Genomic DNA, 20276 nt, shown 5'->3' on the forward strand with positions numbered 1-20276 from the left:
TTAAGGCCTTACCTATGACGTTACTCTGTTGCGTAGCTGTGAAGTCCTGGAAAGTAAAGATTTACACCAAAATAACATATTAAAAGCATTATAAATCCAGCTACAACAATCCAAGCAGAGGTAGTTCCTTTCCATTTTCCAACAGTTCTACCGTGAATGTATGCAGCAAAGAAAAGCCACACAATCAAAGCCCATGTTTCTTTTGGATCCCAGCTCCAGTAACTACCCCAAGCCTCGTTAGCCCAAGCACCACCAAGCATTATAGAAGCTGTCCATATAGGAAAAGATATAGCAACAGCTTTAAAAGCTATCTCAGAAAGTAGATTCTCAGATGGTAAAGCCTTTCCAATAGGTTTTAAAACATAAACACCAAAGTAAATAAGCGATAAAAGAGCTAATATAAACAAAACACCGAAAAACATTGTTTTAATATCTTTTGCACCAGTTAAAGTCATATAACCAAAAATAGAGGTCAATATAAAACTTACAACAAAACCACCGTACTGAATCGGTTTAACTTCTATACCTTTATCAAATGCCTGTTTTATTAAGTATGCAAAAGATGCACCAAATGCTACAGTAAATCCAGCATAACCTACAAAAGATGCTAAAACGTGTAAATACAACCAATAGCTCCTTAAAGCTGGAACTAGAGGATTTATATCCGTATTAAACTTGTGTCCCCAGATTACTAAAAATGCAACTATAGGCATAAAAAACGTTCCAATAACTCTTGTTTTATACTCTTTCTCAATGTAAAGATATAACCCTACTGCAAGCCATGGAAAGAACATCAACGATTCGTAAAGGTTTGTCCAAGGTGGATGGAATATACCCATTTGATAAGACTCAATTCCTCTTACAAACAATCCTACAGTTTGAGCAAGCCAACCAGTAAATGCAAGTAAAGTACCAACTTTTCCTACGTTTTCATTTTTAAAGAAAAATTGGAATATATACATTAAAGCTGAAAGTCCGTAAATAAATCCGGATATCTGAAATATAAGAACGTTGCTAACTTTACCACTTAAAACGGAAAAGGCAATAATCCCACCTACAACAGCTAAAACTAAAACTGAGAATACAACTGACTCTACATAACTTGGTTTACTCTTATTTTCAAAAACTACGCTTTCCATGATCTAAATCCTCCTTTTACTTAAAGTTCAAGTTCTTCAATAGAATTTATTATAACTGCTTTTTTATGTAAACTTTTTAAGGTCTCTATATTTTCAATGGACTTTATTTTATTTTTAATATCTCCCCCTATGTTTCCAAATCTTAACTCTAATAGCTCTATAAGAGCTTCTTGCAATCCTTGTTGTAATCCTTCTTTTATAAATTTTTCTTTCCTTTCCTTAAAAGCTTTTCCTATTCCTGGATAACTTTCTATCTCTTCCCTTGTCCACTCTATTGTGATTGGCATCTCAAAATCCTCCTGTTTTATATAGCTTCTTATCTCTTCCTCTATATTATTCCTTATTTTACTTATTTCAAGAAATAGTGTAAATAGCTTGTCTGTGATGATTGGGTTTTTAAACAGATGTTTAAGTAGTAAATCGGTTTTAACTTTTAATTCCAACTTTTTTACTCTAAATTAGGTTTGAATAAACATTCTATCATAACACTATAACCTTTTGCCTGTGTTAAAATAAAATCAATTAACTTATTAGATGGAGGAGATATGCTATCACCTGAAGAGCAGCTTAAGTTGATAAAAAAAGGAACCTTGGAGATAATATCAGAAGAAGAGCTGTTAGATAAATTAAAAGAAGGGAGACCTTTAATAGTAAAAGCTGGGTTTGATCCTACAGCTCCGGATTTACACCTTGGACATACAGTTTTACTTCAAAAATTAAGGACTTTTCAACAACTTGGACACACAGTTTACTTTATAATCGGTGATTTTACAGCAATGATAGGAGACCCTTCTGGTAGAGACCAGACAAGACCACCTCTTACAAAACAGCAAGTCTTAGAAAATGCAAAAACTTACAAAGAACAAGTTTTTAAAGTTTTAGACCCGGAAAAAACAGTAGTAGTGTTTAACAGCTCTTGGCTTGGAGAGATGAAAGCAGAAGATTTAATAAAGTTGACTGCCAAATACACTGTTGCAAGAATGTTAGAAAGAGAAGACTTTAAGAAAAGATTCAAAGAGAACATTCCAATATCAATCCACGAGTTTATATATCCTCTTTTACAAGCTTACGACTCTGTTGCAATAAAAGCTGATGTAGAGCTTGGAGGGTCAGACCAAAGATTTAACCTACTTATAGGAAGGGATATACAAAAAGAGTACGGTATAGAAAAACCACAGGTTGCGATTTTACTACCTCTCTTAGTTGGTACAGACGGCGTTAAAAAGATGAGTAAATCATACGGAAACTACATAGGAATAACAGAACCACCAGAAGATATGTTTGGAAAGGTAATGTCTATATCAGATGAACTTATGTGGCAGTATTGGGAGCTCCTTACAGACCTTACAGTGGAAGAGATTGATAAAATGAAAAAAGACGTAGAAAGTGGAGTACTCCACCCAATGGAAGTAAAAAAACAACTTGCTATGTACATAGTAGAAAGATTTCACGATAAAGACTCTGCTATTAAGGCAAAAGAACATTTTGAAAAAGTCCACTCTAAAAAAGAGATTCCTGACGATATACCTGTTATAAATGTTAAAGATTTAAATATTGAAGATAAAGAAATAGAGCTTTTTGAACTCATTTACCTACTAAACCTTGCACCATCTAAAGCAGAAGCGAAAAGACTTATAAAGCAAGGAGGAGTAAAAATAGACGGAGAGAAAGTTGATGATTTTTTATATAAAGTAGACTTAACAAAAGAGCATATAATACAAGCTGGCAAAAGAAAGTTTGTTAAGCTTCAAGTTTAAGCAGAGGTAAAGATTGAGAGTATTAGAGGGAGAGTACTGGAAAGAGATACCACTTTACAGTGAAATATCACAATACCAGTGGAAAGATTGGAAGTGGCAGATAAAAAACCGTTTAAAGACGTTAGAAGATATAAAGAAAATACTGCCTAACGTAAACGAAGATGTATTTAAAAAAGTTTCCCAGATTTACCACTTTGGAACAACACCTTACTACATTTTTTTAGCTGATAGAACTAACTTAGAAGACCCAATTTTAAAACAGATACTACCAGATGAAAAAGAGATAGACGAAAAATACCAAGAAGGGGCTTTTTTAGACCCATTTTTAGAAGATGAAAAATCTCCAGTACTCGGACTCACCCATAGATATCCTGATAGGGTTTTATTTAGAGCAACAAATTTTTGTAGTGTTTACTGTAGACATTGTATGAGAAAAAGAATGTTTTTAGAAGATGAAAGAGCAAGGACAAAACAAGAGTACGATGTTATGTTTGAATACATAAAGTCAAATAAAGCTATAAAAGAAGTTTTAGTATCAGGTGGAGACCCTCTTACACTTCCCAATCAAAAAATTGAGTACATAATTAAAAATCTTTATGAAATAGACCATGTAGATATAATAAGAATAGGCTCAAGAGAGCTTGTATCAAACCCTTTTAGATTTTACGATGAGGAGCTACTGGAGATTTTTGAAAAGTACGATAAAGTATGGATAGTTACCCACTTTAATCATCCAAACGAAATAACTTCTGAAACAAAGAAGGCAGTTAAAAACATCTTGTCTACAGGAACACCTGTATTAAATCAAACAGTTTTACTAAAAGGTATAAACGATGATAAATATACAATGGAAAATTTAATGAGGTCACTTTTAAAAGTAAAAATAAAACCATACTACTTATTCCACTGTGACCCAACAAAAGGTGTTTACCACTTTAAAACCGGAATAGAGAAAGGTCTTGAAATAATGGAACATCTAAGGGGAAGGGTTTCAGGTTTAGGCAATCCTACCTTTGCGGTAGACCTTGTAAACGGGTTAGGTAAAGTACCTTTACTCCCAGAGTATTTAATAAGTAAAAAGAATGGGTTTTATGAGTTTAAAAATTACCAAGGTAAAACAGTCAAAATAAAAATTTGAAAAAATATAGATTTTTATGTTATAATCTTTCCAAAATTTTTTTGAGGAGGTATTTGTGATGAAAAAATTAGTACTTGGATCAGTAGCAGCTGTATTATCAGCATCTTTACTTTTCAGCTGCCAAAAGAAAGAAGAACAACCAGCTGAGCAACAAGCTCCAGCACCGGCTGAGCAACAAGCAGCACCAGCTCCAGCACCAGCTGAACAACAACCAGCAGGTCAAGAGCAACAACAAGCTGCACCAGCTGAACAACAACCAGCAGGAGAACAAAAACCAGCTGAACAAAAGTAATTCATCAATAAAGGGGGATACAATCCCCCTTCTATCTATCATTCTTTCTTAATCTTTTATTCAAAAAATCTTAACTAAATTCAATATATAATATACCTATAAAATCCCAAGGGGGAGAATAATATGAAAGGTTATTGGATGCTTGTTTTACATTCCCACTTACCATTTGTAAAACATCCAGAGTATGAGTACTTTTTGGAAGAACACTGGCTCTTTGAAGCAATCACCGAAACTTACATTCCACTTTTAATGACTTTTAAACAACTTAAAGATGAAAATGTTGACTTTAGACTCACAACTTCTTTAACTCCACCACTACTAAGTATGCTAACAGATAAACATTTAATGTCTAAGTATGAAAAGTACTTAGATAAAATGATACTCCTTACAGAAAAAGAGATAAACAGAACAAAAGCAAGTCCTACATTTAACAAGCTTGCAAGGTTTTACAATGAAAGATTTTTAAAGATAAAAGATTTTTACTACGGATTTTTAGGTAGAAACGTCTTAAACGGATATAGATACTTTGAAGAGAGTAAAAATTTAGAGATAATTACCTGTAATGCTACCCATGGATTTTTACCTCTGCTATCTCCAAACATCACGGCCATAGAAAGACAGATAGATTTAGCCGTAAAATCCCATGAGAGATTCTTTGGAAAAAAACCAAAAGGTATATGGCTTGCTGAATGTGCATACTACGATGGACTTGATAAGATACTTTCAAAGTATGGTATTGAGTACTTTTTTCTAGATTCCCACGGTGTTATATTTGGAAAACCTTTTCCAAGGTACGGCGTTTTTGCTCCTGTTTATACACCTTCAAAAGTAGCAGTTTTTGCAAGAGACCCAGAATCATCAAAACAGGTATGGAGTGCAAAAGAAGGCTATCCCGGAGACCCAAACTACAGAGATTTTTACAGGGATATAGGTTTTGACCTTGACTTTGAGTACATCAAAGATTTTATAAGTCCAGATGGAGTAAGGGTTTATACCGGAATAAAGTACTATAAAATTACAGGAGATGTAGATTTATCACAGAAAAAACCTTACGACCCGGATAAAGCTTATGAGATGACGAAAGTACATGCAGGACACTTTCACATATCAAGAGAAAAACAGATGGAACATCTATCAAAGTATATGGATAGACTTCCTCTAGTAGTAAGTCCGTACGACGCAGAACTTTTTGGACATTGGTGGTTTGAAGGTCCTGACTTTTTATATAACGTATTTAAGATGATAGATACTTACAAACAGTTTAAACCAATAACTCCTTCTGAGTATTTAGACCTTTACCCTGAAAATCAGGTAGTTAGACCTTCTCCTTCATCTTGGGGAGATAAAGGATATTACGAAGTTTGGTTAAATCCAGAAAATCATTGGGTTTACAAATACCTTCACCAAATGGAAGAAGACCTTGTGAAAGTAAAGAAAGTATACGAAAGTAATGATATAATAAAACAGATGGAAAGAGAGCTTCTTTTAGCCCAAAGTAGCGATTGGACTTTTTTAATAACTACACAAACAGCAAAACAGTATGCAACAAACAGACTTAAAGAGCATATAGGCAACTTTTACAGGTTGAAAGAGATGTTAGATACAAATATAATAGATTTTGGTTACTTAACCAAGTTAAAAGAAAAAAATTCAATATTCTCAGATATTTTATAAAGGAGTTAAAGTTGGATGAAAAGATAAAACAGTGTTTAGACTTACAAGACACCCTTAACAAGAAGATAAACGAAAACTGGAAACAGATAAGAAAAAAGGAAGACTTTTACAGGGCTATATGGCTTGAATGTGCAGAAGCTGTAGAAAGCCTTCCTTGGAAGTGGTGGAAAAAAGTAGAACCGGATTTAGAAAATCTCGAGATAGAACTTGCTGATATCTTCCACTTTATTCTATCTCTCATTCTTATGGAAAACAAGCCAGATTTAACCTACCTTTACAAAGGTTTAAATGAGGATTTTACCAATCTTAAAGGTATAGAAGGAGATTATATAAATCACTACTTAGCAGATATATACCAAAACAACGCTGATAAGTATAAAGAGTATATATTTTTACTTGAAAGAATAGCAGAAAAAGCTTTAAAACAAGATCTAAACGGTGTACTATTCTTTTTCGGATTAATCACAAAAAGGTTAATGGGTTTTGATAGGCTTTATTTACTTTACATGGGTAAAAACATATTAAACCACATTAGACAGGAGATGGGATACAAATCTGGAGATTACAAGAAAGTGATTAACGGATTGGAAGATAATAAATATTTGATAAAATTAATAAAAGAGATTAATGACATGAACCAGCTGGAAACTAAAATAAGAGAAGAATTTACTAAAATAGGAGTGTAGAACATGGAAAATACAGGATTTTTTTTCATAAGCCAGTTATTTTGGCTGATATTCCTTTTTATGATTATAATGCCTATACTACAAGCTCAAATGCTTCAATGGAGCAGAGAGAGAATATTAAAAGCTATAGAAGATAAATACGGTAGCAAAGTCATAACTCTTATTCACAGACAAGAAACAAGGTCTTTGTTTGGCTTTTTTATGATGAGGATGATAACCATAGAAGACTCAGAAGCTGTTTTAAGGGCAATAAGAATGACACCTAAAGACAAACCAATAGACTTTATTATTCATACCCCAGGAGGAATTGCACTGGCAGCTACTCAGATAGCAAAAGCATTAGCAGACCATCCTGCGAAAGTAAGAGTAATTGTACCTCACTTTGCAATGTCAGGAGGAACTTTAATAGCCTTAGCAGCTGACGAGATATTAATGGATAATCATGCAGTTTTAGGACCTGTAGACCCACAACTTGGAGCAGAACCAGCAGCTTCTTTAGTAGCCATAGAAAAACTAAAAGATCCTAAAGACATAGATGACCAAACTTTGGTGAAGATAGACATGAGTAAAAAAGCATTAAAACAGATGTACGACACAGTAGTAAATCTTTTAGTTAAAAAAGGTCATCCTTTAGAAAAAGCACAGATAATAGCAGAAGAACTCTCTCAAGGAAAGTACACCCACGACTTTCCTATTACTGTAGAACATTTAAAACAACTTGGATTAAACGTATCTACAGATATGCCAGAAGAGGTTTACGCACTAATGGACTTATATCCTCAACCTACAGGTATACCTGCAGTTCAGTACCTACCAGAACCAGTAAGAAGACCAGAGGCAGTTAAAAAGTAATGAAAAGTATAAACTTTAAAAACATATTTATAACAGGATTATTTGTCTTAATACCTATAATTGTAACTGTATGGGTTATAAAGACCCTTCTCTCCGTAGTAAACAACTTAATACTTCCATATTTAGAAGAGATAGGAATTCCAACACCTCACATTCCGGGACTTGGTATAATAGTAACACTTTCTATAATATTCCTGCTTGGACTTCTTGCCCAAAACTACTTCGGTAAAAAGTTCTTAGCGTACGTAGAATCCTTAATATCAAAAATTCCCGTTGCAGGTTCTGTTTACAATGCTACAAAACAGACGATGGAAACACTTTTCTCAAAGAAAGAAAACTTTTCAAAAGTTGCCCTTGTTAGGTTTCCCCATCAGGATACATACGCTATTGGGTTTATAGCTAATCAGTTAAAAATATGTGACGAAGATTACTACATAGTTTTTGTCCCAGCTGCAATCAACCCAACTTCTGGGTTTGCCATTATGGTAAAAAAACAGGACATTATAATAACAGATTTAACCGTTGAAGAAGCAATGAGGACCATTGTATCAGGTGGACTTGTAATAAAAAAACATATAAAATTACTTAAAGACAACCAAGTCCCAGCAGGAGAAGTCTCTGCAAACGGAGAGTAGTATGCCTTACGAAGACCTTAGAGAGTTTATAAGAGATTTAGAAAAAAACAATGAACTTATCAAAGTAAAATCAAAGGTAAGTCCTATCCTTGAAATCACAGAGATAGCAGACAGAATGATGAAGATGCCCAACGGTGGAAAAGCACTACTGTTTGAGAATGTTGAAGGTTACGAAGGTATACCTGTCCTTATAAACGCCTTCGGTAGTGAAAAACGAATGAAGATGGCATTAGGAGTTAAAAATTTTGAAGATATAGGATGGAAGCTCTACAAGATAGTAAAGCCAGAAATACCTAACACATTTTTAGAAAAGATAAAAAAACTCCCAGAGCTAAAAAAACTCAACGATGCTCTACCAGTTGTAGTAAAAGATGGAAAATGTAAAGAGGTAATAAAAAAAGGAAATGATGTTAACGTATTTGAATTTCCTGTTTTGAAATGCTGGCCAAAAGACGGGGGAAGGTTTATAACGCTTCCGATAGTAATATCAAAAGACCCTGAAAACGGTATAAGAAACATAGGAATGTATAGAATCCAACTGATAGATAAAAACAAAGTAACAGTTCACTGGCAGATACACAAAGGTGGTTCACACCACTACTGGAAAGCCAAAAAGTTAGGACAAAAAATACCTGTAGCGATAGTTATAGGTGCAGACCCTGTAATAACTTACTGTGCCTCAGCTCCACTTCCAGAAGATGTTGACGAGTTTCTATTTGCTGGGATAATAAGAGAAAAAGGTATTAAATTAGTAAAGTGTGAAACAGTTCCGTTGGAAGTCCCTGCCGATGCAGAGATTGTTATAGAGGGCTACATAGACCCATCAGAACCTTTACACGATGAAGGACCATTTGGAGACCACACAGGATTCTACACACCAGTAGATAAGTATCCTTTAATGCATATAACATGTATAACCCACAGGAAAGATCCTATCTATCAAACAACGATAGTAGGAAAACCACCTATGGAAGACGGCTGGCTTGGAAAAGCCACAGAAAGAATATTCCTTCCAATGGTTCAGTTTAATCTACCAGAAATTGTTGATTACAACCTACCTATTGCTGGATGTTTCCATAACTTTGCCTTTGTTTCTATCAAGAAAAGATATCCGGGTCATGCCTTTAAAGTAATAAACGCACTTTGGGGACTGGGACAACTCATGTTTGAAAAAAATATAGTTGTATTTGATGACTGGGTAAACGTTCAAGATATAAATGAAGTATTATGGATATGGGGAAACAACGTTGATCCATCAAGGGATGTAATAATACAAAAAGGAGTTATAGACGTTTTAGACCACTCAACAAACTACGTTGGTTTTGGTGGAAAAATGGGAATAGATGCTACTACGAAATGGAAAGAAGAAGGCTACCTAAGAGATTGGCCAGAAGTTGCTAAAATGGATGAAAGTGTGAAGAAAAAAGTCCTTCCTGTTTGGGAAGAAATACTAAAAAATATGTTAGAGATGATATAATATTTTTTTAAAAATTTTTAACCAAAATTAGACAGGAGTGGAATATGAGTGTAAAGTGGGAATTTTCTGCAGGTGGAGTTGTATTTAAAGAAGACCAAGACCAAATTTATATTCTACTAATTAAAAATAAAGATAGGTACGGTTTTCCAAAAGGAAATATAGAAAGAACTGAAAAGAGAGAGGATGCAGCTGTAAGAGAAGTTAAAGAAGAAACAGGAGTAGATGCAGAAGTCCTTGATTACTTAGGAAATGTAGAGTACTGGTACAGGTCAGGTGTTGATACAATTCACAAGTTTGTTTACTACTACCTTATGAAATACGTAGGTGGAGAGTTAAACCCCCAAAAAGAAGAGATAGAATCTGCAGAGTGGGTTCCTATAAATCAAGTAGAGGAAAAACTATCCTTTGACAAAGATAAAAAAATATTCTCTTTGGCAGTTAAAAAGTTAAAACAGCTCTCAAAAGTTAATGCTTGATAAACTTATAGACTTTACCTTCAATTATTTTAAAAGTTTAGACAGAGAAAAAGCACTAAGAAAAGCAAATCAGATTGGAAATTTTTTATACTTTATCAACTACCGTAAGGATGTTATTGAAAAAAATCTAAGTATAGCTTTTCCAGATAAAGACCAAAACTGGAAAGATTTTATAAGAAAAAAATCTTTACAAAACATAGGAAGAGTTCTTGTTGAATTTCCAAGGCAACCTTATTATGTAAAGTCCAGAGAGATAAAAGATATCGTTAAAATAGAAAAAGGTTTAAATCTTTTAGAAGAAATAAAAAAATCAGGAGGAATAATAGTATCAGGTCATATATCAAGCTGGGAAATGTGTGGAACAGGCCTATCCTACTACTTAAACGGTCTTACGAGCCTTGCTTACAGACAAAAAAATGAAAAAATTAACAAGATAATAACCCAGATAAGAGAACAGTCAGGAATAAAAATAATCTATCACGACCAACCTTTAAAGTACTTTATAAACGCTTTAAAAAACAGGGAAGTAATAAGCTTCTTAGTAGACCAAAACGCTTTAAAACATAGAGGCTACTTTGTTGATTTTTTCGGGCTTAAAGCTTCAACGGTAAACTTTCCTGCTAAGTTAGTTGCAAAATATAAAGTCCCTATTTTGGTCTCGTACATTTACTTTAATGAAGAAGATAAAAAGTATTACATTACGGTAGAAAGATTAGAGTATCAACAAGGCACTGCAGAAGAAGAAACAGCTTTTAATATCACACAAGCTTACACGAAAAAGATAGAAGAGTATGTAAGAAAACATCCTGACCAGTACCTATGGGTTCACAAAAGGTGGAAAACAAGAGAGAACGAGGATTTAGAAAAAATATATTGACAAATAAAAATTTGTATAAGTTTCAATACACAGTGAACACCTACCCCTTTAAAATAATTTCAACAAAAACAGGAGGTAGGTTATATGAAAGGTATTATAGGAACCCCTATGTATATGACAACACTCTTTCCTAAAAAACTATCAAACAAGATTAAAGACATTCCTTTAACAAAAGAAGCCAAAAAAAGACTAAAATGGATACAGCACTACCAAGATACAAAAAATATATCCAAAACCTGCAGATACTTCGGAATATCAAGAACTACCTTCTATAAATGGTTTGAAAGATACAAAAAAGACGGACTTGAAGGACTTCTTGATAGACCTAAAACACCAAAAAACACAAGAAAACCAACTATAAGAAATCAGTACAGAGAACAAATAATAAAAGTCAGGAAACAAAACCCAACTTGGAGCAAAGAAAAAATATCGGCATATCTACAAGAAGAAAAAAACATAAAAGTATCACCATCTACAGTGTATAAAGTATTAAAAGAAGAAGGATTAATAGAGAGAACAAAATCAATTAAAATACAAAACAAAAGAAAAAAGAGTATAAAGAAGAAAAGGACAAAAAGAGGCTTGCAAGCACAAGCCCCAGGGGATGTAGTACAAATAGACGTAAAACACCTGAACATCGCAGGTGCAACATATTACCAATTCACAGCTATAGATAAGTATAGCAGATTTTGTTTTGCACGGGTATATGAAAGTAAAAATTCAAAGAAAACAAAAGAATTTTATATTGAGTTAAATGAGTATTTTGAATTTGAGATAAAGAGGGTACAAACAGATAACGGGAGTGAGTTTTTAGGGGAGTTTAACAAGTATTTAACGGATATAGGAGTGGAGCATTACTTTAGCTATCCAAGGAGTCCAAAGACTAATGGTGTTGTAGAAAGATTGATAAGGACAATAGAAGAGGAGTTATGGTTGATAGAGGGATTAGATTACACATTAGAGGAGATGAATAAGAAGTTAAGGAAGTATGTAAGGAAGTACAATTTTATAAGGCCACATCATTCTTTAGGATACAAAAGACCAGCAGACATTGTTTATGGAGTATGATAAAATTTTTAGGTGAAGGTGTTCACGATGTATAGAACTCATACAAAATTTTTTAGGTAAATTTAATTTTTGTTAAAAAACACGTTGTAGGAGGGTGTGATATGACAAAGAAAGAACTTATCTCAGCTGTTGCACAGAAAGCTGGTTTAAAAAAAGCTGCTGCAGAAAAAGCAGTAAACGCAGCTATAGAAACAGTAGTAGAGGCAATCTCTAAAGGAGAAAGAGTAGCTATTCCTGGATTTGGAATTTTTAACATAAGAGAAAGAAAGGAAAGAAAAGGTAGAAACCCAAGAACAGGAAAAGAAATTAAAATCCCTGCAAGAAAAGTAGTAGCATTTACAGCTGCTAAAGCCTTAAAAGAAGCTGTAAATAAGTAAATTAAAAAAAGGGGGTTTAAGAGCCCCCTTGTAAAAAGGAGCTCAATATTAGACTAGATAGATTTTTAGCAAATCAAGGTTTTGGAAGTAGGTCTGAGGTTCAAAAACTTATAAAAAAAGGGTTTGTAAAAGTAAACGATAAAGAAGTTAAAGACCCTTCTATTCATATAGACCCATTGAAAGATAAAGTTAGCGTAGAAGATGAAGATGTTAACTATCAAGAAAATTTTTACTTTATGTTAAACAAACCTTTAGGATATATAACTGCTACTTACGATGAAAATTTTCCAACAGTAATAAGTTTGCTGGATGATGAAACTGTAAAAGACAAACTTTTTCCAATAGGCAGATTAGACTTAGATACAGAAGGACTTTTGATACTAACTACAGATGGTCAATTAGCACACAGATTAGCCCATCCAAAATGGAACATAGAAAAAGAATACTACGCCATCGTAGAAGGGGACGTATCTAAAATTGATTTTTCACCTTTTGAAAAAGAAGGTATTTACCTAAAAAAAGATAAGTATAAAACAAAGCCTTTTAAAGTAAAAGTTTTATCAGCCTTAGAAGAAGAGTCTAAAGTTTTAATAACTGTTTCAGAAGGAAAATACCATATAGTAAAAAAAATAATGGAATCTTTAGGTCATCCTGTTAAATATTTAAAAAGAGTAAGGATGGGTAATCTAAAGCTTGATGAAAACCTTCAACCTGGAGATTACCGTCCTTTAACAGAAGAAGAGATAAGAAAATTAAAGAGTCTTGTTAAACTAGATTAATGAAAAAAATTCTGTCTTTCTCTCTATTTGATACAGGAGAAACCATACTGGGAGCTATGGTTTACTCTGTATTCTTTCCCCTTTATATAACAAAGTACGTAGACCCTAAAATCTATAGTTATGTTTACAGTTTTACATTTTTACTATCTTTCTTGTTTGCACTACAGCTGGGTAAGTATGTTGATAGAACTGGAAAAAGGAAAGAAGGATTTATCGTTTTTGCTACTTTGACGACTATTCTTTGTTTTTCTTTAGGATTTTTAGAAAGTATGCCAATTTTATCTCTAATTGTTTTTTCTCTTATGTCTATAGCTCATCAGCAAAGTTTTGTTTTTTATAACTCTTTACTTTTAAACTTTGAAACAAAAGGCTTAGCATCGGGACTTGGTGTAAGTTTTGGGTACATTGGTTCAGCTATTGCTCTTATCTTTTTTGCAAAGGTTTTGTCTATCCCAAATGTTTACTTTATAACAGGTTTGATTTTCTTCTTGTTTGCTCTTCCTTCTTTTTTCTTTTTAGAAAATCCATCTTTAAAACATAATGTAAGTCTAAAAGAGGTGTTTAAAGATAAAAAGTTTATCCTTACTATAGTATCAATCTTATCCTTAACAGAGGTAGCAAATACATTAATAGCTATGATGAGTATATACCTAAAAAATGTGTTTGCTTTGGAAGATAGCCAGATTTATAAGGTAATCGGTCTTTCAGCTGTAGGTGGTATAGTGGGTGGTATTTTCTGGGGTAAGGTTTTAGATAAATTTTCAAGTGATAAGGTATTTCCACTAGGATTTTTCTTATGGGCAGGTTTTTTAATAGTTTTACCTGTTGTTCATGGGGATTTAATCTTAGTAGCTGGATTTGTTGCTGGATTTTCTTTAGCACATCTTTGGACAGTATCAAGGGTTTATATCATCTCAAAATTTCCCCAAGAAGAAGTATCTACAAGGATGTCTTTTTTATCTTTAACAGAAAGACTTGCTTCAACAACTGGATTGTTTATCTGGGGAACGTTGCTTTTCATAACACAGGATAACTATAGGTTGTCAGCAATGCTTATGAGTGTTTTTCCGATTTTAGGTTTTTTTATATTTTTGTACTCTAAAAGATTTTCTACTTAACGTAAATATCACCTTTTGTTGGGAAAAAATCAACGCAGTATGGACAGGTAAATATGTGATGTCCTGGGTATATCATCTTTACTTTTACTTCTCTTGTTTCTCCGTTTTTTATATTTTCTACCATAACATCGTAAGGTGGAAGTATGTAAAAGCAGTGTCCGTAGTATTTTGAGTTTGGCTCTTGTTCTATCCCTTCATCTACAGCTGTAATTCTAAAAAGCACTACTTTGTTCCTTTCAACGGTTATAACATTTGGCTCGTATCCATTTTTTGACACTTTTATATCTACGACTAAATCTGGTTTTTCTTCTGTTTTGGTGCAGGATAAAATGATTAACAAAAGCCCTATTAAGTAAAAAATTTTTAAAAATCTCATTTTAGGTTCCTTGTTTTGAAAACTATCCCCCACTTACAGGTGGTATTATAGCAACTTTATCATTTTCATTTAAAATACTGTCTTTTTCTGCATAGTTTTCATTAACTGCAATCATAGACTTTTGTAGTATGTCTCTAATGTTTGGATAAATCTTTGTTAAATAGTTGATTAAATCTTCTACGGTATTACCATTAAAATCAACTATCTCACTACTTTTTCCTACTTTATCTTTTACCTGAGAAAAGTACAAAACCTCAACTTTCATACTTGACTTCCCACTCTGTAATTAGATGAGACCCTCTCATAAAGTGAGCTCTTAACTTTAATCTTATCACTTCATCTAAATTTTTAAAACCTTCTCCTCCAACTAATGTAGGGGTGTCTGTTCCACCTACTATAAATGGCATATGTATTATTCTTATCTCATCAACAAGACCTAAATTTAAAAGATTCCAGTTAAGAGTAGAACCACCTTCAACCATTAATGTACGTATTCCTCTGTTGTAGAGAAAATCCATCATCTTTATTAGGTCAACTTTTTCATCTCCTATCTTCACAACTTCTACTTTTTCTGATAACGCTTTAATTTTCTCTTCGGGAGCTTTTTCAGTTGTTATTATTATAGTAGGTGCATCTTTTTTCAAAACGTTTGCATCCAGTGGAATATCAGCCGTAGAGGTTGGTATAATTCTGGTAGGATTTTTTCCTTTTACGTATCTTACTGTTAGATATGGGTTGTCTGTTCTTATAGTTTCTGCTCCTACCATTATCCCATCTACCTTTGCTCTTGTCTCGTGAAGATACCTATTTGCCTCTTCATCCATAAATTTCATTATTTCTTTTGAAGAAACACCTTTTGCAAGTGTTAGTTTTCCATCGACAGTAACTTCCGAAATTATTATCGTGTAAGGTCTTTTCATAACGTCCTCTTAATCGTAATCTTTATTGTACTTTATGTAAAGATATACAATCCTTTGAAGTAAAGACAACGTTGTTAACGCTGTTATTATAACAAATCCAAACTCAAGACCACCTAAAATTTTAAAATGTTCAAAAATAGCAAACACAATTATTGTTAAAAGTGTTTCTGGTCTTCCGAAAAACCCTATACCTTCAAGTGGGTCATCTATCTTTCCTTTCTGTCTATTTGAAAACCCTATTTCAGCGTAAGCAACAGGTTTTATAAAAGTGTGAAGCATACTTGCAGTTATTGCTAAAGCTGTAAGGTAAGGAGTAGAGTATGTAATTCCTATAAAGAAAAGTAAAAATCCATCGACAAATTTATCTGCAAGCCAGTCAAACACTGCACCGAACTTTGATGCTCTTTCTTTTTCCCTTGCAACAACCCCATCAAGTAGGTCAAAAAAACCACTGATAAAAACTAAGGCTGCACCTATTAAAGGCTTCTCTTTGTAAAAGGATACAGCTGCTAAAATACCGATTATAACAGATATTACCGTTATTATGTTTGGAGTTATACGGGTTCTCGCAAGGAGAACCCCTACAGGCTCGTACACCTTTTTAATGCTTTTTCTTTTTGATGTTAAATTCATAACAACCCTTTTTTATAAACTTTTACCACCAAGCCATGGCATCATTTTTCTTAACTCTTTTCCTACTTTTTCAACAGGATGTTCTTCATCTTTTTTAACAAGTGCGTTAAAGTGAGGTCTGTTTGCTACATTTTCCAGTATCCATTCTTTTGCAAACTCACCTTCTTGTATCTCTTCTAGTATCTTTTTGTAGATTGGTTTAACAGCTTCGTAAACTCTTTTTCCTCTTGTAACGTCTCCATATCTTGCAGTGTCAGATATTGAGTATCTCATTCCAGATATACCGTACTGATATATAAGGTCTACAATGAGTTTTAATTCGTGTAAACACTCAAAGTATGCAACTTCAGGCTGGTATCCAGCTTCTATAAGTGTTTCAAATCCTGCTTTTATTAAGGCAGTTGCTCCACCACACAAGACAGCCTGCTCTCCAAAAAGGTCTGTTTCTGTTTCTTCTTTGAAGGTTGTTTCTATAAGTCCTGCTCTTGTACAACCTATTCCTTTTGCGTAAGCCATTGCTACTTCTCTAGCATTACCTGTAAAGTCTTGGTAAACTGCAAACAATCCTGGAACACCCTTTCCTTCTTCGTACATCCATCTAACTAAGTGTCCTGGTCCTTTTGGTGCTACTAAGAAAACATCTACGTAAGCAGGTGGTACTATCTGTCCAAAATGTATGTTAAATCCATGGGCGAAGGCTAAAGCATTTCCTTCATCTAAGTTTGGAAGTATAGCAGAGTAAAAAAGTTGTGGTTGAACTGTATCAGGAGTAAGTATCATTACAACATCTGCTCTTTTAGCAGCTTCGTCGGGAGTGTAAACCTCAAAACCTTCCGCTTTTGCTTTTTCTATAGACCTACTTCCTGCAAGTAAACCTACTATTACTTTTATTCCACTGTCTCTTAAGTTTAATGCGTGGGCATGTCCTTGACTACCGTATCCTATAATAGCTACAGTTTTGTCCTTTAAGTAATCTAAAGAAGCATCTTCATCGTAATAGATGTTTGCCATTTCATCCTCCTGATTGAATTAATTTTTTAATTATTCTACTACAACTTTCTCTATTTTGTTATTTTCAATTAAAAGTTTAAAAACTTTACCAGCTGCCTCATCATCTAACGTTATAACATTTAGATTTACAAAGCCTTTTCCTACTTTTACACCATCTATATCTTTTGTAATATCTACATACCTTGTTAGGTTATCCCCTTTTTGGGATACTAACTTAACTTTGTTGTACTGGGGGTTAGTGTTAAGCTGTAGTTTTATGTTTATTTTTTTCTCAGGTATATCTTTTAGTTTAAAAAATTCGTTGTTTTGTAATGTTTTTAATCTTGAGTAAATATCTTCAGCGTAGTTAACTGTTATACAAGAAGATGAGTAAGGGTTGTTTGCTTTATACGTTTTTATACAGAGATTGTAAGCCTTTCCTTCCCATATTAAAGATGGATATACCACGTATAAAGGTTCTTTGCCTTTTGTAAGTAAAGAAGCTCCTGATACATTATTTACTAAAAATTCTGTTAGATAGTCTGAATAACTATCTGGTAAGCTTTCTACAGATGCTTTTGCTATTGCTACTTCTTGAGCGTAAGTAGAAAGAGATGCAAAAGATAGGGTAATAAACAACTTTTTAATCAAACCTTTCCCCCGGTAAAATTTTACTTGTTGCTGATTCTCTTACCATCGCTAACGTTCCTGTTCTTGCCATTTCTTTAATACCAAAAGGTTTAATAAGACTTATAAAAGCCTCTATCTTATCTTCATCACCAGTTATCTCTACTGTGTAGGTATCTGTTGAAACGTCTACAACCTTTGCTCTAAATATATTTACAAGTCTCATTATCTCATCTCTTGTTCTGTCATTTTCTGTATGGATTTTTATAAGGGCAAGTTCTCTTTCTATGTGAGGTATATCTGTTATATCTCTTACCCTTAAAGTTTCTATCAGTTTCCTTAGTTGTTTTATAATCTGTTCTATAACTCTTTCGTCCCCTTCTACAACTATTGTTATTCTTGCTATATGGGGTTCGTGGGTTCTTCCTACTGTAAGGCTTTCTATGTTATAGCCTCTTCCTGCAAAAAGTCCAGTAATCCTTGCTAAAACACCAAAGTTATGCTGAACTTTAACTGTTATTACGTGTCTTCCTATCTTTTTCTCTGGCTGTGGTCTTTCTTTAATTACTTTTATCTCACTCATTCATTTTACCCCACTAAGTACATAGTTTCTGCTTCACCTTTTTGCTTTGGCGTTAAAATCATCTCTCTATAACTTTTTCCTGCTGGAACCATAGGTAAAACGTTTTCTTCTCTATCTACAACAAAATCTATCAACACTGGTCTATCGTTTATCTCCATAGCTTTTGCTAAAACTTCTTTAACCTCTGAAGGCTTGGTTGCCCTTAATCCTACAGCTCCAAAACTTTCTGCCAACTTAACAAAGTCCGGCTGAACTGATAGGCAAACACTCGCATACCTACTATCATAGAAAAACTGCTGCCACTGTCTTACCATTCCTAAAAATCCGTTATTTATTATAGCAATTTTTACAGGTACTCTGTACTGGACTGCCGTTGCTAAATCTTGTACATTCATTATAAAAGATCCATCTCCTTCTATTGCAAATACAGTTTTATCAGGTCTTCCTATTTTAGCTCCAACAGCTGCAGGGAAACCAAATCCCATAGTTCCAAGACCACCTGAGTTTAAAAACTGTCTTGGGTAACTGTATTTATAAAACATTGCGGCCCACATTTGGTGTTGCCCTACACCAGCTGATATAATGGCATCTCCGTTTGTTATGTTGTAAATCTCTTCTATTACATACTGAGGCTTTATTATTTTATCTGACTTTCTGTAAGATAGGGGATGTTTTTCTTTCCACTCTTGTATCTGCTTTAGCCAGTTTTCCCTTGCAGCTACCCACTCTACCGGTTTTTCTTCTAACTCTTTTATAAGTTTTTGAAGAACATTTTTTACATCTCCAACTATAGGAACATCAACGGTTATCGTTTTACTTATTGAAGCTGGGTCTATGTCTATATGTATGATTTTTGCCTCAGGTGCAAATTCTGATATCTTACCTGTAACTCTATCATCAAACCTTGCTCCTACTGCTATAAGTAAATCACTGTGATAGACAGCCATATTAGCGTAGTATGTTCCGTGCATACCAAGCATATGTAAAGAAAGAGGGTCTGTTTCAGGAAAAGCACCTTTTCCCATATTTGTTGTGGTAACTGGTATCTTCGTTAACCTTGCCAGTTTTGTTACTTCTTCTGCAGCATCTGCAAGTATAGCTCCACCACCAACGTATAAAACTGGTCTTGTTGCTTTTCTTATCAACTCTGCAGCTTTTTTTATTTGGACAGGGTTGCCTTCTACGTGGGGATTGTATCCCGGTAAAGATTCTTTTACTTCTTCATCTGATGGTATGTAGTACTCTGAGACTTGCTGTGTGATATCTTTTGGAATATCAACTAAAACTGGTCCTGGTCTTCCTGTTCTTGCAATGTAAAAAGCTTGTCTTAAAATAAGTGGAAGGTCTTTTATGTCGGTTACTAAAAAGTTATGTTTTGTTATTGGTCTTGTTATTCCAATAACATCAGCTTCTTGAAATGCGTCCGTTCCTATGTAATGTCTTGGAACTTGACCTGTTATTGCAACCAGTGGAATAGAGTCCATATACGCTGTTGCAAGTCCTGTTACTAAGTTTGTAGCTCCCGGTCCCGATGTTGCAATTACTACTCCTACTTTCCCTGTTGCTCTTGCATAACCATCTGCCATATGACAAGCTGCTTGTTCATGCCTTGTTAAAACATTTTTAAATGGTGCATCAAAAAGGGCATCGTAAACTTCCATTATTGCACCACCGGGAAGACCAAATATAGTATCAACTCCTTCATGTAGTAATACATCTACAACTATATCAGCTCCTCTTTTCTTTTCCATCGCTGTACTCCTAATTTTTAAAGTTAAAAAAATATTATAAATCTAAAAAAC

24 protein-coding genes are annotated in these 20276 nt (G+C 33.9%); 14 read left to right on the forward strand and 10 right to left on the reverse strand.

What is annotated here, in order from left to right; translation table 11 throughout:
* Nucleotides 1–20 precede the first annotated feature (20 nt).
* Nucleotides 21–1139: a c-type cytochrome biogenesis protein CcsB gene (ccsB, locus tag SULAZ_RS00290; protein WP_012674749.1), complete on the reverse strand. Its 1119-nt coding sequence runs from the start codon at nt 1137–1139 to the stop codon at nt 21–23.
* A gap of 20 nt (nt 1140–1159) precedes the next feature.
* Nucleotides 1160–1582: a beta/alpha barrel domain-containing protein gene (locus SULAZ_RS00295; protein ID WP_012674355.1), complete on the reverse strand. Its 423-nt coding sequence runs from the start codon at nt 1580–1582 to the stop codon at nt 1160–1162.
* 102 nt (nt 1583–1684) lie between these two features.
* On the opposite strand from SULAZ_RS00295, the gene tyrS reads away from it, so the two are divergent.
* From tyrS to SULAZ_RS00365, 14 genes are all read left to right on the forward strand, one after another.
* Nucleotides 1685–2896, forward strand: a complete 1212-nt coding sequence (tyrS, locus tag SULAZ_RS00300) for a tyrosine--tRNA ligase (RefSeq protein ID WP_012673632.1) — start codon at nt 1685–1687, stop codon at nt 2894–2896.
* Between the two features lie 13 nt (nt 2897–2909).
* Nucleotides 2910–4034 carry a KamA family radical SAM protein gene (locus SULAZ_RS00305; protein WP_012674143.1) on the forward strand — a complete coding sequence of 375 codons (1125 nt, stop codon included), beginning with the start codon at nt 2910–2912 and terminating at the stop codon, nt 4032–4034.
* A 58-nt stretch (nt 4035–4092) separates the two neighbouring features.
* Entirely contained in the window at nt 4093–4326 is a 234-nt protein-coding gene (locus SULAZ_RS00310) for a hypothetical protein (protein WP_012675087.1), read from the forward strand.
* 123 nt (nt 4327–4449) lie between these two features.
* Nucleotides 4450–6000 (forward strand): glycoside hydrolase family 57 protein, encoded by a 1551-nt coding sequence (locus SULAZ_RS00315; RefSeq protein ID WP_012673890.1) that lies wholly within the window; start codon nt 4450–4452, stop codon nt 5998–6000.
* 11 nt (nt 6001–6011) lie between these two features.
* Complete coding sequence (locus SULAZ_RS00320; RefSeq protein ID WP_012674893.1) at nt 6012–6686, forward strand: dUTP diphosphatase; 675 nt, start codon at nt 6012–6014, stop codon at nt 6684–6686.
* 3 nt (nt 6687–6689) lie between these two features.
* Nucleotides 6690–7538: an SDH family Clp fold serine proteinase gene (locus tag SULAZ_RS00325; protein WP_012674526.1), complete on the forward strand. Its 849-nt coding sequence runs from the start codon at nt 6690–6692 to the stop codon at nt 7536–7538.
* Nucleotides 7538–8173 carry a DUF502 domain-containing protein gene (locus SULAZ_RS00330; protein ID WP_012674467.1) on the forward strand — a complete coding sequence of 212 codons (636 nt, stop codon included), beginning with the start codon at nt 7538–7540 and terminating at the stop codon, nt 8171–8173. The genes SULAZ_RS00325 and SULAZ_RS00330 overlap by 1 nt, the downstream gene beginning before the upstream one ends.
* Nucleotide 8174: 1 nt before the next feature.
* Nucleotides 8175–9650, forward strand: a complete 1476-nt coding sequence (locus tag SULAZ_RS00335; protein ID WP_012673523.1) for a menaquinone biosynthesis decarboxylase — start codon at nt 8175–8177, stop codon at nt 9648–9650.
* A 44-nt stretch (nt 9651–9694) separates the two neighbouring features.
* The gene (locus SULAZ_RS00340) at nt 9695–10126 is read left to right on the forward strand and encodes an NUDIX hydrolase (RefSeq protein WP_012674133.1); all 432 of its coding nucleotides are present in this window, start codon (nt 9695–9697) and stop codon (nt 10124–10126) included.
* Nucleotides 10119–11003: a lysophospholipid acyltransferase family protein gene (locus tag SULAZ_RS00345; RefSeq protein WP_012673998.1), complete on the forward strand. Its 885-nt coding sequence runs from the start codon at nt 10119–10121 to the stop codon at nt 11001–11003. Before SULAZ_RS00340 ends, SULAZ_RS00345 begins: the two co-directional genes overlap by 8 nt.
* 84 nt (nt 11004–11087) lie before the next feature.
* Complete coding sequence (locus SULAZ_RS00350) at nt 11088–12071, forward strand: IS481 family transposase (protein ID WP_012673450.1); 984 nt, start codon at nt 11088–11090, stop codon at nt 12069–12071.
* Nucleotides 12072–12172: 101 nt separating this feature from the next.
* Nucleotides 12173–12448 (forward strand): HU family DNA-binding protein, encoded by a 276-nt coding sequence (locus SULAZ_RS00355; protein ID WP_012673798.1) that lies wholly within the window; start codon nt 12173–12175, stop codon nt 12446–12448.
* 47 nt (nt 12449–12495) lie between these two features.
* Nucleotides 12496–13227 (forward strand): pseudouridine synthase, encoded by a 732-nt coding sequence (locus SULAZ_RS00360; protein ID WP_041675747.1) that lies wholly within the window; start codon nt 12496–12498, stop codon nt 13225–13227.
* Nucleotides 13227–14345, forward strand: coding sequence for an MFS transporter (locus tag SULAZ_RS00365; protein WP_012673649.1), 1119 nt, complete (start codon nt 13227–13229; stop codon nt 14343–14345). Before SULAZ_RS00360 ends, SULAZ_RS00365 begins: the two co-directional genes overlap by 1 nt.
* Here SULAZ_RS00365 and SULAZ_RS00370 read toward each other — a convergent pair.
* From SULAZ_RS00370 to ilvB, 8 genes are read right to left on the reverse strand one after another with little or no spacing between them, the layout of a single operon-like run.
* Nucleotides 14338–14685, reverse strand: coding sequence for a cupredoxin domain-containing protein (locus SULAZ_RS00370; protein WP_266105190.1), 348 nt, complete (start codon nt 14683–14685; stop codon nt 14338–14340). The two genes, SULAZ_RS00365 and SULAZ_RS00370, sit on opposite strands and share 8 nt — an antisense overlap.
* A gap of 58 nt (nt 14686–14743) precedes the next feature.
* Entirely contained in the window at nt 14744–14986 is a 243-nt protein-coding gene (gene moaD, locus SULAZ_RS00375) for a molybdopterin converting factor subunit 1 (protein WP_012674372.1), read from the reverse strand.
* A complete protein-coding gene (locus tag SULAZ_RS00380; RefSeq protein ID WP_012674982.1) occupies nt 14976–15641 on the reverse strand; it encodes a 2,5-diamino-6-(ribosylamino)-4(3H)-pyrimidinone 5'-phosphate reductase in 666 nt (221 codons plus the stop codon). Before SULAZ_RS00380 ends, moaD begins: the two co-directional genes overlap by 11 nt.
* 9 nt (nt 15642–15650) lie before the next feature.
* Complete coding sequence (locus SULAZ_RS00385; protein WP_012674277.1) at nt 15651–16274, reverse strand: CDP-alcohol phosphatidyltransferase family protein; 624 nt, start codon at nt 16272–16274, stop codon at nt 15651–15653.
* Nucleotides 16275–16286: 12 nt separating this feature from the next.
* On the reverse strand, nt 16287–17285 hold the full coding sequence (gene ilvC / locus SULAZ_RS00390; protein ID WP_012674932.1) for a ketol-acid reductoisomerase: 999 nt from the start codon (nt 17283–17285) through the stop codon (nt 16287–16289).
* A 30-nt stretch (nt 17286–17315) separates the two neighbouring features.
* Complete coding sequence (locus SULAZ_RS00395; protein WP_012674198.1) at nt 17316–17915, reverse strand: hypothetical protein; 600 nt, start codon at nt 17913–17915, stop codon at nt 17316–17318.
* Nucleotides 17908–18474, reverse strand: coding sequence for an acetolactate synthase small subunit (gene ilvN / locus SULAZ_RS00400; RefSeq protein WP_012674812.1), 567 nt, complete (start codon nt 18472–18474; stop codon nt 17908–17910). Before ilvN ends, SULAZ_RS00395 begins: the two co-directional genes overlap by 8 nt.
* Before the next feature lie 5 nt (nt 18475–18479).
* Complete coding sequence (ilvB, locus tag SULAZ_RS00405) at nt 18480–20225, reverse strand: biosynthetic-type acetolactate synthase large subunit (protein ID WP_012673975.1); 1746 nt, start codon at nt 20223–20225, stop codon at nt 18480–18482.
* Between the last annotated feature and the right edge of the window lie 51 nt (nt 20226–20276).

Origin of the sequence: Sulfurihydrogenibium azorense Az-Fu1, assembly GCF_000021545.1 — a bacterium.
Lineage (GTDB): Bacteria > Aquificota > Aquificia > Aquificales > Hydrogenothermaceae > Sulfurihydrogenibium > Sulfurihydrogenibium azorense.

Excerpts from the sequence above, each read along its gene's own strand:
- ccsB (WP_012674749.1), bottom strand. The coding sequence starts at position 1,139 with ATGGAAAGCGTAGTTTTTGAAAATAAGAGTAAACCAAGTTATGTAGAG.
- tyrS (WP_012673632.1), top strand. The coding sequence starts at position 1,685 with ATGCTATCACCTGAAGAGCAGCTTAAGTTGATAAAAAAAGGAACCTTG.
- SULAZ_RS00310 (WP_012675087.1), top strand. The coding sequence starts at position 4,093 with ATGAAAAAATTAGTACTTGGATCAGTAGCAGCTGTATTATCAGCATCT.
- SULAZ_RS00315 (WP_012673890.1), top strand. The coding sequence starts at position 4,450 with ATGAAAGGTTATTGGATGCTTGTTTTACATTCCCACTTACCATTTGTA.
- SULAZ_RS00325 (WP_012674526.1), top strand. The coding sequence starts at position 6,690 with ATGGAAAATACAGGATTTTTTTTCATAAGCCAGTTATTTTGGCTGATA.
- SULAZ_RS00330 (WP_012674467.1), top strand. The coding sequence starts at position 7,538 with ATGAAAAGTATAAACTTTAAAAACATATTTATAACAGGATTATTTGTC.
- SULAZ_RS00335 (WP_012673523.1), top strand. The coding sequence starts at position 8,175 with ATGCCTTACGAAGACCTTAGAGAGTTTATAAGAGATTTAGAAAAAAAC.
- SULAZ_RS00340 (WP_012674133.1), top strand. The coding sequence starts at position 9,695 with ATGAGTGTAAAGTGGGAATTTTCTGCAGGTGGAGTTGTATTTAAAGAA.
- SULAZ_RS00345 (WP_012673998.1), top strand. The coding sequence starts at position 10,119 with ATGCTTGATAAACTTATAGACTTTACCTTCAATTATTTTAAAAGTTTA.
- SULAZ_RS00350 (WP_012673450.1), top strand. The coding sequence starts at position 11,088 with ATGAAAGGTATTATAGGAACCCCTATGTATATGACAACACTCTTTCCT.
- SULAZ_RS00355 (WP_012673798.1), top strand. The coding sequence starts at position 12,173 with ATGACAAAGAAAGAACTTATCTCAGCTGTTGCACAGAAAGCTGGTTTA.
- SULAZ_RS00365 (WP_012673649.1), top strand. The coding sequence starts at position 13,227 with ATGAAAAAAATTCTGTCTTTCTCTCTATTTGATACAGGAGAAACCATA.
- moaD (WP_012674372.1), bottom strand. The coding sequence starts at position 14,986 with ATGAAAGTTGAGGTTTTGTACTTTTCTCAGGTAAAAGATAAAGTAGGA.
- SULAZ_RS00380 (WP_012674982.1), bottom strand. The coding sequence starts at position 15,641 with ATGAAAAGACCTTACACGATAATAATTTCGGAAGTTACTGTCGATGGA.
- SULAZ_RS00385 (WP_012674277.1), bottom strand. The coding sequence starts at position 16,274 with ATGAATTTAACATCAAAAAGAAAAAGCATTAAAAAGGTGTACGAGCCT.
- ilvC (WP_012674932.1), bottom strand. The coding sequence starts at position 17,285 with ATGGCAAACATCTATTACGATGAAGATGCTTCTTTAGATTACTTAAAG.
- ilvN (WP_012674812.1), bottom strand. The coding sequence starts at position 18,474 with ATGAGTGAGATAAAAGTAATTAAAGAAAGACCACAGCCAGAGAAAAAG.
- ilvB (WP_012673975.1), bottom strand. The coding sequence starts at position 20,225 with ATGGAAAAGAAAAGAGGAGCTGATATAGTTGTAGATGTATTACTACAT.